This is a genomic window from Peptoniphilus sp. Marseille-Q6390, from assembly GCF_965119475.1.
In genome coordinates, this window is record NZ_CBCPLS010000002.1 from 393,615 (window position 1) to 407,638 (window position 14,024).

At 35.6% G+C, this 14,024-nt stretch carries 12 protein-coding genes; 10 read left to right on the forward strand and 2 right to left on the reverse strand.

Features of this window, described 5'->3' with window-relative positions:
- The first annotated feature begins 46 nt into the window (after nucleotides 1–46).
- From fusA to radA, 7 genes are all read left to right on the forward strand, one after another.
- Nucleotides 47–2,107: an elongation factor G gene (gene fusA / locus ACWPVO_RS07775; protein WP_285074116.1), complete on the forward strand. Its 2,061-nt coding sequence runs from the start codon at nucleotides 47–49 to the stop codon at nucleotides 2,105–2,107.
- A gap of 132 nt (nucleotides 2,108–2,239) precedes the next feature.
- Nucleotides 2,240–2,722 carry a hypothetical protein gene (locus ACWPVO_RS07780; protein WP_282924623.1) on the forward strand — a complete coding sequence of 161 codons (483 nt, stop codon included), beginning with the start codon at nucleotides 2,240–2,242 and terminating at the stop codon, nucleotides 2,720–2,722.
- Nucleotides 2,723–2,931: 209 nt separating this feature from the next.
- Nucleotides 2,932–3,384 carry a CtsR family transcriptional regulator gene (locus tag ACWPVO_RS07785; protein WP_005955630.1) on the forward strand — a complete coding sequence of 151 codons (453 nt, stop codon included), beginning with the start codon at nucleotides 2,932–2,934 and terminating at the stop codon, nucleotides 3,382–3,384.
- Between the two features lie 11 nt (nucleotides 3,385–3,395).
- Nucleotides 3,396–3,908 (forward strand): UvrB/UvrC motif-containing protein, encoded by a 513-nt coding sequence (locus ACWPVO_RS07790; protein WP_454207622.1) that lies wholly within the window; start codon nucleotides 3,396–3,398, stop codon nucleotides 3,906–3,908.
- The gene (locus ACWPVO_RS07795; RefSeq protein ID WP_454207624.1) at nucleotides 3,901–4,881 is read left to right on the forward strand and encodes an ATP--guanido phosphotransferase; all 981 of its coding nucleotides are present in this window, start codon (nucleotides 3,901–3,903) and stop codon (nucleotides 4,879–4,881) included. The genes ACWPVO_RS07790 and ACWPVO_RS07795 overlap by 8 nt, the downstream gene beginning before the upstream one ends.
- Entirely contained in the window at nucleotides 4,878–7,343 is a 2,466-nt protein-coding gene (locus ACWPVO_RS07800; protein WP_454207626.1) for an ATP-dependent Clp protease ATP-binding subunit, read from the forward strand. The genes ACWPVO_RS07795 and ACWPVO_RS07800 overlap by 4 nt, the downstream gene beginning before the upstream one ends.
- Nucleotides 7,315–8,694: a DNA repair protein RadA gene (gene radA / locus ACWPVO_RS07805; RefSeq protein ID WP_454207628.1), complete on the forward strand. Its 1,380-nt coding sequence runs from the start codon at nucleotides 7,315–7,317 to the stop codon at nucleotides 8,692–8,694. The genes ACWPVO_RS07800 and radA overlap by 29 nt, the downstream gene beginning before the upstream one ends.
- A gap of 72 nt (nucleotides 8,695–8,766) precedes the next feature.
- Here radA and brnQ read toward each other — a convergent pair whose 3' ends face one another.
- The gene (brnQ, locus tag ACWPVO_RS07810) at nucleotides 8,767–10,074 is read right to left on the reverse strand and encodes a branched-chain amino acid transport system II carrier protein (RefSeq protein WP_454207630.1); all 1,308 of its coding nucleotides are present in this window, start codon (nucleotides 10,072–10,074) and stop codon (nucleotides 8,767–8,769) included.
- 121 nt (nucleotides 10,075–10,195) lie between these two features.
- On the opposite strand from brnQ, the gene ACWPVO_RS07815 reads away from it, so the two are divergent.
- Nucleotides 10,196–11,473: a bifunctional folylpolyglutamate synthase/dihydrofolate synthase gene (locus ACWPVO_RS07815; RefSeq protein ID WP_454207632.1), complete on the forward strand. Its 1,278-nt coding sequence runs from the start codon at nucleotides 10,196–10,198 to the stop codon at nucleotides 11,471–11,473.
- Nucleotides 11,474–11,582: 109 nt separating this feature from the next.
- Here ACWPVO_RS07815 and rpmB read toward each other — a convergent pair whose 3' ends face one another.
- Nucleotides 11,583–11,774 (reverse strand): 50S ribosomal protein L28, encoded by a 192-nt coding sequence (rpmB, locus tag ACWPVO_RS07820; protein ID WP_005955693.1) that lies wholly within the window; start codon nucleotides 11,772–11,774, stop codon nucleotides 11,583–11,585.
- A 180-nt stretch (nucleotides 11,775–11,954) separates the two neighbouring features.
- On the opposite strand from rpmB, the gene ACWPVO_RS07825 reads away from it, so the two are divergent.
- Complete coding sequence (locus ACWPVO_RS07825) at nucleotides 11,955–12,308, forward strand: Asp23/Gls24 family envelope stress response protein (RefSeq protein ID WP_005955743.1); 354 nt, start codon at nucleotides 11,955–11,957, stop codon at nucleotides 12,306–12,308.
- 13 nt (nucleotides 12,309–12,321) lie between these two features.
- A complete protein-coding gene (locus tag ACWPVO_RS07830) occupies nucleotides 12,322–13,986 on the forward strand; it encodes a DAK2 domain-containing protein (RefSeq protein ID WP_454207635.1) in 1,665 nt (554 codons plus the stop codon).
- Nucleotides 13,987–14,024 lie beyond the last annotated feature (38 nt).

Consider the following 14,024-nt stretch of genomic DNA (forward strand, 5'->3'; position numbering starts at 1 on the left):
CCATCGAAACGATTTCAAAAAAATTAACATATTTAGGAGGAAAACAATGAAAGTTTATACAACAGATAAGGTAAGAAATCTTGCTCTCGTGGGACATTCTGGCTCCGGAAAGACTAACCTAACAGAGGCTATGTTATTCCAAAGTGGAGCAACAAAAAAACTTGGAAATGTTTCTAGCAAGAATACAATTTCTGACTTCTCAAAGGAAGAGAGAGAAAGAGGAACATCAATAGCTACATCAATTATTCCTGTTGAATGGAGAAATTATAAAGTAAACATAATAGATACTCCTGGATTTCTTGATTTTGTTGGAGAAGCTCACTCTGCCCTAAGAGCTAGTGAAGCTGCAATCATGGTTATAGATGCAACTAAGGGAATCGAAGTTGGAACAGAAAGAACTTGGAAATACACAGAAAAAATTGGACTTCCAAGAATTATATTTATAAATAAAATTGACGGAGAAAATGTAAACTTTAGAAAACTAATGGACGAGCTTGAAGCTGCCTTTGGTAAAAAAGTTATTCCTTTCTCTGTACCTATTGGCGAAGGAGAAAACTTTATTGGTGTAACTGATGTAATCTTCCAAAAGGGTTACAAGTATGTAAACTCTGCACCACAAGAAACTGAACTTAACCACGACCAAGTTAAGGCAACTGAAAGAATGTATGAAGAAATTGCAGAAGTAGTTGCAGGTTCTGACGAAGTTCTTATGGAAAAATATTTCTCAGGAGAAAAATTCACAAGAGAAGACCTTTTAAGAGGAGTTACAACAGCCCTACTTGAAGGTGACGCAGTTCCACTACTTGTTGGATCTGGTGAAAAGGGAATAGGTATTGATATTTTACTTAACACTATAGTTAATTACATGCCAGCACCAGACGATGATCGTGCCCACCTTGGATTTAGATATAAAGAAGGGGAAGAAAGAAAGGTTTCAGAAAAGGATCCTTTTGCAGCAGTTGTATTTAAAACTATTTCTGACCCATTCCTAGGAAAAATTTCTATCTTTAAGGTAATTTCTGGTATCTTAACTAAAAACACAAGCTTATACAATGTAAATAATGACGAAAGTGAAAAACTTGGCGGCCTTTTCGTAATGAGAGGTAAGGAACAAATAGAAGTTGATGAAATTCATGCAGGAGATATTGGAGCAACAACAAAGCTTGTTGGAACATTAACTGGTGATACTCTTTGCGATAAAGATCACCTAGTTGAATACAAGAAGTTGAAACACCCAACTCCAGTTTTATATTATGCAATTGAACCTAAGACTAAGGGAGACGAAGAAAAACTTACTCAATCTCTTAAGAAGATTAGGGACGAAGACCCAACATTCACTGTTGAAAGAAACACAGAAACTAAGCAAATGACTATTGGTGGTCAAGGTAAGGTTCAACTTGATGTTATACTTGAAAAATTAAAGAACACTTATGGAGTTGAAGTTGAAATTGTTCCATTCATAATTCCTTACAGAGAAACAATTAGAAAGACTGCAAGTGTTCAAGGTAAGCACAAGAAACAATCTGGTGGAGCAGGCCAATACGGTGATGTTTGGATTAGATTTGAACCATCTGAAGCTGAATTTGAATTTGACGAAGAAGTTTTTGGTGGTGCAGTTCCTAAGAACTACTTCCCAGCAGTTGAAAAGGGAATCATTGAATCTAAGGAAAAGGGAGTTCTTGCAGGCTATCCTGTTACAAACTTCAAGGCTGTACTATATGATGGATCTTACCACGATGTAGACTCTAATGAAATGTCTTTCAAACTTGCTGCAAATCTTGCCTTCAAGAAGGGTATGCAAGAAGCAAGTCCAGTTCTTCTTGAACCAATTATGAAGGTTGAAGTTACAATACCTGAAGCATATCTTGGAGATGTAATGGGAGACATGAACAAGAGACGTGGGAGAATTCTTGGTATGGACCAACAAAACGACGGTACTCAAGTTCTTATTGCTGAAGCTCCTCAAGCTGAATTATTCACTTACCTAATTGATCTTAGATCACTTACTCAAGGTAGGGGAACCTTCAACATGGAATTTGTTAGATACGAAGAAGTTCCACAAAACATTGCAGATAAAATTATTGAAGAAAGACAAACTGACAAATAAAATAAATTTTTAAAGGTTGGGCATAAATGCTCAACCTTTTTAATTATAAAACATTTAAAAATATTGAAAAGTGATATTAAATATTTTATAATTTAGTTAGATAATATTATATCGTATAGAAGGGGGATAAAAATGAAAACTAAAAAAATTGTATTAATTTTAATATCTTTGGCTCTTGTGTCAATTATGTGTGGTTTTTCTTTTTTTAATTCTAAAAAAGAAAAGTATGATTTTAACATAGATGTTTGTGATGAAAAACCAAACTATGAAAAAATTATTAAAGACTTAAGCTATGACAGCGTGTTTAAATATAAGCTAAAAGAAGTTATAGTAAGCAACAAGGTTATGGAAGAACAGGGTTTTAATTTTACAACAAATAAAGATGCTGATTATTTATTAATATTTTCTAATAAGGATAATGAGAATGCGCGTATAGCAATAAGAGTTTCTGATATGAGTTTGAGAATTTATAATTCTAAAAATCATAGTAGTTATGTACTTATTACTGATACAAAAAATTCAAAAAAAGATTTAGATTTCTCTTCTAAAAGTGGTATTCCAAAAGGAACATTTACTATTTTAGAACTAGAACGAGAAAAAGTTATAAATAAGTAAAAAAAAGAATTAAATTGCTCTAGAATATCTGTTGGTGAGTTAAACCCCAACAGATATTTTCATTTTAAAAACAACAAAAGATATATATCCATAAAAGGATACGAAACCAAATACTTTACAAAAGTCCTAGTTTATATTAAACTAGAGATAGTAAAAGATAGTCAGTTTTTTATAATTTAAAAGACAAAGATAGTCAAAGGAATGGTTTTATGGCAAAATTATCCAATTCCATAGAAGAATTTTTAAATGAATTGATATTTGAATCTGATGGAGTTGTTGAAATACAAAGATCAAAAATTTCAGACCAATTTAACTGTGCCCCTTCACAAATAAATTATGTCTTAACAACTAGGTTCACACCCTTTAAGGGCTACTATGTTGAATCAAGACGTGGCGGCGGCGGCTACATTAGAATTGTAAAAGTAAAACTAGAAGATGATGAAGAAAGGCTTGAGAGATTTTTGAACTTCATAGGCGACTCTATTACAAAAAATAATTCAGATGATTTACTAGAGGAACTTGTGAGACTAAAGAAGGTCACAAAAAGAGAAATGGAACTCATGAAGGTGAGCCTGTCTGACAGGTCTCTAAGTCAATGCGAAAATAGAAATGAACTGAGGGCAGACTTGTTAAAGAATATGCTCCTCGTTATTTTCAGCTAGGAGGGAAGAAGATGTTGTGCGACAACTGCAAAGAAAGAGAATCAATAATTTCCTACACAAGGATAAATAATGACGAAGTAGAAGAGGTTCATCTATGTCAAGTTTGTGCCGAAGAAAAATTTAAAAAGGAATTTCAGGGCTATCAAAATATAATTCCTCAACTAGAAAACGCCCTAAAAAATATTTTTAAATTCACTGCCAACTCCTATAAGGATGAGGAGGATGACATTAGGTGTGAATATTGTGGCAAGAGTTTTAGAGAACTTAAAAACACAGGAGTCCTAGGTTGTCCAAAATGTTATGACTCCTATGGAAATGAAATTAAGTCTTATCTTAATGCCTTAAATATAAATTTGAAATACAGGGGCAAGATTCCCAAGAACTCAGAGTCCTACATTTACTATAATAGGAAGCTAGAGGACCTTAGGGAAAAGTTGGACCTTGCTGTTAGCCTAGAAGAATATGAAAAGGCTGCAGAAATAAGGGATGAGATAAAAACTTTAAAGGAAGATGCCAATGTCTAAAATTATTTTAGGAAATAAGGTAAAATTATATAGAAACATTGACGGCAAGAACTTCGTCAACACTATGTCAGAGGAAGAATTAAAAGAAAATTTAGAATTTCTTGACCCAATAATTAGGGGGATGGGTTATGAAAATCTTGATATAGAAAAGATGTCATCCCTCAAAAAGTTAAAACTCATTGAAGAGGGAAGACTTGGCAAGAGGTTTGTTGAAGAGAAAAATATTGGCTTCTATCAAAAAGTTGATGAGCCAGATATTCTGATTAACTCCAGTGAACACCTAGAACTTTCAAAGTTTTCTAGGACCCAGTCCCTTGATGAACTTTACAAGGAAATCTATGACTTGGAAGGAAGGCTTGAAGAAAATATAAATTTTGCCTTTAGTCCAGAGTATGGGTATTTGACTTCAAGGGTTTTTAATGCAGGAACTGGCTTTAAGCCCATAGCCTTTTTATACCTGCCAGCCCTAAATTATTTTGGCATAAATGAAATTGCCAAGGGGCTATCAAGGCTTGGCTACACCCTAGGTTCTTACAGGGATAGTTCTAAGAAGGCCCTTGCAAGTATTTACACCCTTTCCTTTGAGTCAACTTTGACAGAAGAGGAAGGATCTTATATAGAAAAATTAAAACTAATTAGCGAGGAAATCGCTGATGTTGAAAGAGAAAATAGAAAAAAACTTTATCTTGATAATATTATTAGCCTTGAGGACATGGTCAACAGGTCCTATGGCCTACTTGCCAATGCAAGGTTATTGTCGGAAGAAGAGATGATGCAGTCCATGAGCATGATTAATCTAGGGATTGAACTTTCAATCTTAAAGCCAAATAGGGAATTTGACTTCTACCAAGAAATTATGAAGCTAAGAAATGGACACTTACAAATTGAGAGAGGCTCAATCTTAGACCTTAAGTCAAGAGACATCCTAAGGGCTAACAAGTCGAGAGCTCTCATGAAGGAGGTTTTCAAATGAGTATGTTTGGAAAGTTTAGTGAAAAATCACAAAAAGCCATCCTCTTTGCTCAGCAAGAAGCAAGGGAACAGAGGCATTCATATATAGGGTCAGAACACATTCTTCTTGGAATTTTGCGAGAAGGAACAGATGCAGGCGCCCATATACTTTCAAAGCTTGGAATAGATTACAAGAAGGCCAAGGAAACTACTATGGACATAGTTAGCCAAGGTCAAGGTCCAGTTGTGTCAAGTATTGCTTACACTCCAAGGACTAAGAGAATCTTTGAACTTGCCTTTGAAGTGTCAAGAGAAATGGGCGAGAACACAGTGTCAACTGATCACCTTCTACTTGGTATCCTAAGAGAAGGCCAAGGAGTTGCCATCCTAGTTTTAAAGAGACTGGGAATAGATATTATGAGTCTTGAAAATGATATTTTAAATAATATGGAAGACTATGAAGATTATGAAGAAGGCGACGAAGCTGGATCAGAAGCCCTAGAAAAATATACAACAAACTTAAATAAAAAGGCTGAAGAGGGAAAAATTGACCCAGTAATTGGAAGAGAAAAGGAAATAAAAAGAGTTATCCAAGTTTTATCAAGAAGGACAAAAAACAACCCCGTCCTAATTGGAGAGCCAGGTGTTGGTAAAACTGCCATAGCTGAGGGACTTGCTGCAGAAATTGTTGCAGGAAATGTTCCAGAAATTATGAAGGACAAAATTATTTTAACTCTTGATATCTCCCAACTTATTGCCGGAGCAAAATACAGGGGAGACTTTGAAGAGAGATTAAAAAATGTAACTAAGGAAGCAAGCAAGAATAAAAATATTATTTTATTAATTGATGAAATGCACGTCATAATTGGTGCTGGTTCAGCTGAAGGATCCCTCGATGCTTCAAATATTTTAAAGCCTATGCTTACAAAGTCAGTCCTACAAATTATTGGAGCTACAACAATTACAGAATACAGGCAAAAAATTGAAAAAGACTCTGCCTTTGAGAGAAGGCTTATGCCAATAATGGTTGATGAACCAAGCACAGAGGATTCAATAAAGATCATCCAAGGTCTTAAAAAGATTTACGAAGACCACCACCATGTGATAATTCCAGATGAAAGTATTGAAGCTGCTGTAAAATATTCTGATAGGTACCTAAACGACAGGTTCTTGCCAGACAAGGCCATTGACCTTATTGATGAAGCAAGCTCAAAATTAAAAATTGAATCCTACAAGGTCCCAGAGTTTGAAGAAAAATATAAGCTTGACCTTGAAGATATTGAAGAAAAGAAAAACCAAGCAGTAAGAGACCAAGACTATGAACTTGCAGCCAACCTTAGAGATGAGCAGAAGAAAGTTGAAAAGGAACTAGAAGATAAGAGAGCTGAATTTAGAGAAAAAGAATCCAAAAAGGAAGTTTCTCCAGAACTTATAGCTGACATAGTTTCAGATTGGTCCAAGGTTCCTGTAACTGAGATGACAGAAGAAGAGACAGAAAAACTAAGAGACCTTGACATCAAGCTAAAAGAAGACGTAAAGGGTCAAGACCAAGCTCTTGAGGTACTTGCCAAGGCTATAAAGAGGTCGAGGATTGGGCTCAAGGATCCAAATAAGCCAATAGGTTCCTTCATCTTTGTTGGTCCAACTGGTGTTGGTAAGACTTATCTTGCGAAGAGCCTAGCTAAAAACTTATTTGGAAAAGAAGAAAACATGATTAGGTTTGACATGTCTGAATACATGGAAAAATTTACTGTATCAAAACTTGTGGGTTCACCTCCAGGTTATGTTGGTTACGACGAAGGTGGCGAGCTAACAGAAGCTGTTAGGACAAACCCTTATTCAGTAATTCTTTTAGATGAAATTGAAAAGGCCCACCCAGATATATTTAACATCTTGCTACAAATTCTTGATGAAGGAAGGCTGACTGACTCCAAGGGAAGAACTGTAAACTTTAAAGACACAGTTATAATTATGACATCCAACGCAGGTGCCAACCTCTTGGCCAAGAATTCGGTTCTAGGTTTCTCAACTTCAGAAGACTCTGCAAAGAAGAGTGAGTTTGAAAACATGAAGAAGATTATAGACCAGTCCCTAAAAGATATGTTTAAGCCAGAATTTTTAAATAGGGTTGATGATGTTGTAATCTTTAAGGCTCTTGAAAAAACTGAAATCAAGGAAATTGTTAAGAAGATGCTTGACAGCCAAAGCCTTAGACTTAAGGACATGGGCATTAAGGCAAAATACACAAATAAACTTATCACCTTCCTAGTTGATGAGGGCTATGACAAGGTCTTTGGTGCAAGACCTCTTCAAAGAACTATTACAAAATTAATTGAAGATAAGATCGCCGATGAATTCTTAGATGGAAAGATCAAGGAGGGCGACGAAATTTCTGTAGATGTTAAATACAAGAAGGTTCAAATAAAAAAGCTAAAGAAGACAAAAAAGGCGAAAGATGAAAAAGAAAATAGTCTATCAATGTAATAAATGCGGCTACATTTCCCATGGTTTTTTTGGGAAGTGTCCCAACTGTGGTTCTTGGAACAGTTTAGAAGAAAAGGAAGAAGAGTCTTCATCAGGAAAGACTTCTACAAGAACCAAAAAAGTTAAAAAAGATGCACAAAAATTAAATACTGTTGCAGTTTCTTCTGATGAGAGAGTCAAGACTAGCATAGAAGAATTTAACAGGGTCATGGGCGGGGGAATCGTTCGTGATTCTGTTAGCATCTTGACTGCAAAGCCGGGTTCAGGTAAGTCAACTCTTCTTATGCAGGTTGCCAATGACCTTGCCAACAAGGGTATGAGGGTCCTTTACGCATCGGGAGAAGAATCAGAAACACAAATTAAGATGAGAGCTGAGAGGATTCTCGACAAGCTTTCAGAAAATATTTGGGTCTACTCTGTGACATCACTTAACTCTGTCTTGGACCAAGTTGAAAAAATTGATCCCCAACTTATAATCATTGACTCCATTCAAACCTTTACTCTTGATGAGTTTCCACAAAGACCTGGCACACCAACTCAAACCATGGAGTGTGCCTACAAGATGACAGAAGTTGCCAAGGACCTAGAGAAGCCTCGCATGATTTTCTTAGTTGGTCAAATGACTAAGCAAGATGAACTTGCAGGTGTTAGAAGTCTTGAGCACTTAGTGGATACTGTCCTCTTAATTGATGGCGACTCATCAGAGGACTTGAGGTCACTTATGACAACAAAGAACAGATATGGGTCTACTGGTGAGATTGGATTTTTCTCCATGACAGAAAAGGGAATGATTTCAATTGACAACCCTTCAGAATATTTTATGACTAAGAGGTCGGTTGCAGAACAAGTGCCCGGTTCATCTCTTTCAGTTATAAGAGAGGGAACGAGGCCAATAATTCTTGAGACAGAGGCCCTTGCCTCCAAGTCCTTCCTACCTTATCCCTCAAGAATTTCTGAATCAGTTAGAAGGGAACACCTAAACACCCTTGTTTCAATTCTTGAAGAGAGGGCAGGTATTACCTTCTTGGACAAAAATATTGTAGTCAAGTCAACTGGCGGCATAAAAGTTAAGGAGCAGGCTTCGAACCTTTCTGTAATGGTTTCCATTGTTTCATCAACTCTCAACCAGCCCGTTGAAGCTAACTCGGTTTTCGTTGCCGATGTGGGGCTTACGGGAGAACTAAAAAATGTTCCAAGCCTCGACGTAAGACTTAAGGAAGCAGAGCGAATGGGTTTTAAAAAAGCCTACGTCTCCAAATATTCTAATGTGAAGGAAGAAAACTACAAGGGCTTAGAAGTCATTAAGATGTCAACTATATCTGAAGTCCTAGCAAAAATATTTAACATATAAATTTAGATAATAAAAAAACTCTTGTTACTTAATGAGTAATAAGAGTTTTTCTTTTTGCTAATTTTAAATTTTTTAAGCTTCCTTTGGATGTCTTGTAGATGCAATTGCAAGAGAGATTACAAGTCCAAGAAGCATTGGACATACCCAACCAAGACCAAACTCAGTAAGTGGTAGCTTTGTTAACATTTCTCCAAGTCCACCAAGAAGTCCCTTGCCTTGTAGGACAAATAAGAAACCAAATAATAGTGAAACAAGAGAAGGCACCTTAAACACTAAGTCGTCTTTAATTTTTTCGTTAAATAGTCCTAGGAAAACTATTGTCATTGCACATGGATAAATAACTTCAAGGATTGGTGCAGAAATTTTAATGATTTGTGTAACACCAAGCATTGATATCAAACATGAAACAATGGAACAAATAACGACAACTCTTTCATAAGAAATTTTGTTGAAAGTTAAGTCGTTAAAGAAGTTACCTGTTGCAGAAATAAGTCCAATAGCAGTTGTAAGACAGGCAAGTGCAGTAATAATACCAAGTATATAAACACCGATGCCGCCAAGAACTCTGTTAGTAATATCAACAAGAAGTAGAGTTGAATCAGTATCAGCATTGTAGATGCCAAGACTTGAAGTTTGAGCTCCAAGATATAATAGGCCTCCGTAGATAAGTGCCAATAAAATTACGGCAATAACACTTGATAAAATAGTTGCCTTGATCTCAATTTTTTGTGAAGAATAATTTCTTGATTTAACAGCACCAATAACAACAAGGGCAAACATACAACTTGCAATGGCATCCATTGTTTGGTAGCCATCAGTGATGCCCTTCTTAAGAACATTATCGATCATTGTAGTGTCTGCAACTTCTCCAATTGGAGTAATTATTCCCTTAACAATTAAAACTGCCATACAAAGTAAAAGTGAAGGAGTAAGGAACTTTCCAACAATGTCAACAACCTTGCTAGGTCTAATACTTAGTAGACAAGCAATTACGAAGAAAATAACAGAGAATAAGTACCTGTTAAAGGACTCACCAAAGATTGGCAAGATTCCAATTTCATAAGTAGTAGCGGCAGTTCTTGGAGTTGCCAAGAAAGGTCCAATACATAAAATAATTGCGGTAGAAATTATAATTGCAAAGGTCTTGTTAATCCTTGAGGCCAGGACGTTGAGGTTACCTTCATACTTAGATAGGGCTATAATTGCCAGTAGGCCTAAGCCTGCATCTGTAATCGTAAAACCTAAAAATCCTATCCACCATTGGTGGCCCGACAATAAACCTAGATAAGGCGGAAAGATTAAGTTTCCAGCTCCGAAGAACATTGCGAATAATGCGAAGCCGATAATAAATAAATCTTTCGTCTTGATTTCATTGTTCATCTTTTTACCTCCATAATAATATTTTTTCTATTCTACCACATCGGGAAGGATTTTGATACACAAATTATTGATTAGATACAAATATTTTGATATTATCAGTATTATTGAAAGGAAGGTTGACATGGATTACAAAGAAGCTGTAGCTTGGCTTGAAAATAGAAATATACCTCTTGGGGAATTTACCCTAGATAACATAAAGGCTCTTTTAGAAATTTTTAATAAGCCTCAAGATAAATTAAAAATAATTCACATAACAGGAACTAATGGCAAGGGATCAGTAGCAAGTTTTATCAATAACGCCCTTATAGAAAATAATTATTCAGTGGGCAAGTTCACATCGCCTTATATAACAAACATACGTGAAGAGATAGAAGTTAATAGGGAAGTCATAAGTGAAGAGGACTTTGCAAAGCTTGCCAGCGAAGTTAGAAAAGAAGTTGAAGAACTTGATAAGAAAGAAATTTTTGTAAGTGGCTTTGAAATTTTAACTTCCATAGCTTATATTTACTTTGCAAGAAAAAATTTGGACTTTGCAGTAATGGAAGTTGGTATGGGAGGACGAGTTGATGCAACGAATGTAATGGAAAAATCTATCCCAGTCTTTTGTCATATAGCCCTTGACCACGCAAACATCTTAGGAGATACCTTGGAGAAGATTGCACATGAAAAGGGTGGAATAATAAAAGAAAATTCTCATGTCTTCTCTTATCCTCAAGCTGAAGAAGCAAAGGAAGAGTTAAAGAAAATCTCAAAGGAAAAGTCTTCTAGCTTTAGTGACTTCGAATTTGACGAAGTTGAAATAATTTCTTCTAACGAATATGGAAACAAATTTAACTTTAAATCTTATAAGGATGTAGAAATTTCTCTTATAGGAGACCACCAAGCCTATAACGCAGCTCTTGCTCTTATGGTTTTGGAATATTTAAGAAAGGACTATAAGTTAGGCCCAGACAAAATAAAAGAGGGACTTAAGAGGGCAGAGAACATTGGGAGGACAGAATGTCTTTCAAGAGATCCCCTTATTGTAGTTGACGGGTCCCATAACCTAGACTCCATTGAAGGAATAGAAAAAAGTGTAAAGAAGTTCACTTACAATAAATTGATTTTAGGTTTCTCTTTATTAAAGGATAAGGACCACAAACACATCTTAGAAAAAATTGAAAGGCTTGCAGATAAAATTGTCTTGACAGAAATTGATAGCGATAGGTTCACAGACATTGATTTACTAGAAAAAGAATTTAAAGAAATTTCAGACAAAGAAATTTTTGCCATCAAGGACAGGAAGGAAGCAGTAGAAAAAACTCTTGAACTTGCAGGTGAAGGCGATATGATTCTCTGGTGTGGGTCTCTCTACCTTATCAAAGACATAAGAAAAATAATTTTAGAAAAATTAAATTAAAATTGCAATAAAAAATCCCCTTGACTGCTCAAGGGGATTTCTTATGAGTTCTCCAAAGGGAGAATATGTAAATCCTAAATAAAAAAAGGATCTTAACCAAGACCCTTATTTATATAGCTCTTTCGACTTTACCAGATCTTAGGCATCTAGTACATACGTTAATTCTTTTTCTTGATCCATTAACTACAGCCTTAACTCTTCTAATGTTAGGAGACCAGCTTCTGTTAGAACGAGAGTGAGAGAAAGAGATTTTATTTCCAAATGATTTTTCTTTTCCACAAATTTCACATCTTTTAGCCATAACGCACCTCCTTTAGTTATTAAGCAGACAATATTTTATCAAAAAAGCCCGCTAAGTGCAAATATTTTTTCAATATGTTATTATTTTACACTAAATTCTAATTTTTTACAAAGGATATTTTGAAAATCTGTTAATATGGGACAAGTTCTGATATAATGTACTAGATAAGGAGGTGCCCTCATGCCGGCAATTATAAATAGAGAACTTGGAAATATTGTAATAGAAGATAGCGTACTTGCAAACATAGCAGGAATCTCAGCTATGGAATCCTACGGAATTGTTGGAATGGCATCAAAAAATGCCGCAGATGGAATTTTTGAATTATTGAGATTCGAAAATCTTTCAAAGGGAATTGTAGTAAAGACTGACGAAAATGAAATTTCTATAGAACTTCACGTTGTACTAGAATATGGAGTTAAAATTTCTACTGTTGGTGAAAATATTATAGAGAGAGTTAAGTTTAATATAGAAAATTTAACAGGACTTGAAGTTGACAACATTGAAGTCCTAGTAGAAGGTATTAGACTTAAGTAGTGGAGGTAAGATTTTGGAAATAAATAAAATTAATGGTCCCCTATTAAAAGAAATTTTTAAGGGAGCCGTAAATTATCTAATATCCAGAAAGGAAGAGGTCAACGCCCTTAACGTGTTTCCTGTTCCCGATGGAGATACAGGAACTAACATGAGCCTTACATCAAAATCTGCCTTAAAACAAATTGAAAGCTTAGAGGGAGATTTTACTGCTGGAGATGTTTCAGCTGCTGCAGCTCGTGGTGCTCTTATGGGAGCTAGGGGTAACAGTGGTGTTATTCTTTCACAACTTCTTAGAGGTTTCTCAGAAGGCTTAGAAGGAATAGATGAAGCGACTACTTCAGACCTTGCTCATGCCTTCAAGAAGGCAAGTGAAACAACTTACAAGGCTGTTATGAAACCAATTGAAGGAACAATTCTAACAGTTGGAAGAGAAACTGCTGACTTTGCCATTAGACATTATAAAAAGTCTGAAGATATAATTACATTTTTAGAAGATGTAATTGTAGAAGCAAATAAATCCCTAGATAACACACCAAACCAACTTGAAGTTTTAAAGGAAGCTGGTGTTGTTGATGCTGGTGGTAAGGGTCTTGTTGTCCTACTTGAAGGGGCTCTTAAGGTCCTAAAGGGCGAAGACATTGCTGACCAAAGTGGAGATGAAACCCTAAAGAAAAAGGCCCAAAAAGAAGTCCAATTCACTGAAGCTGACACTTCTTTAAAATATGGTTACTGTACAGAATTTATTATAAATACTGACTACGAAGATATTGATGCTCTAAGAGAAAAAATTTCTCCGCTAGGAGATTGCCTTCTAGTAGTTGGTGGTGGCGGGACTCATCTTATTAAGGTTCACGTTCACACAAATGACCCAGGAATTGTATTGCAACATGCTTGCGAGCTTGGACTACTTCAAGATATCAAAATCGACAACATGAGATACCAACACAGGGAAGTTCTCTTTGATGATGCAGAAGTTGCTGAAGCTAAAAAGAGAGAAGAAGAGGAAGAGTTAATCGAAGAAAAAGATTATTCTTTCATCACTGTTTCCATGGGAGATGGTATGACAGAAACTTTCAAATCTCTTGGCGTTGACTATGTTGTTGCAGGTGGACAAACAATGAACCCATCAACAGAAGACTTCTTAAAGGGAGTTGACAAGGTTGGTGGCAAGGTAATCTACCTAATTCCAAATAACAGCAACATAATTTTATCAGCAGAACAAGCTAGGGATATTTCTGACAGAGAAATCATTGTAATTCCATCAAAATCTGTTCCACAAGGTATAGCAGCTATGCTTGCCTTCAATGAAGATGCTTCAAAAGAAGAAAACAAAGAAAATATGATGGAAGCAGTGGCTAGTGTAATCGACGCATCAATAACCTATGCAGTTAGAGATACTACAATCAATGGAAAAGAAATTCACAAGGACGACATTATAGGTATCGCAGCTAAGGATATAATTTCTAGTGGCAAGACTGTATATGATGTTGTTACAGACACTGTGGACAAGCTAATGGACGAAGACATTTCTCTTGTTACACTTTTCTATGGAGAAGATGTAAATGAAGAAGATGCAGAAGTAGTTCGCGAAGCAATAGAAGAAAAATATCCAGATATTGATATAGATGTAATAGAAGGTGACCAACCAATTTACTACTACATCATATCTCTTGAATAAATTTTAGATTATTATTTAGCCCGAAGTTTTGCTTTGGG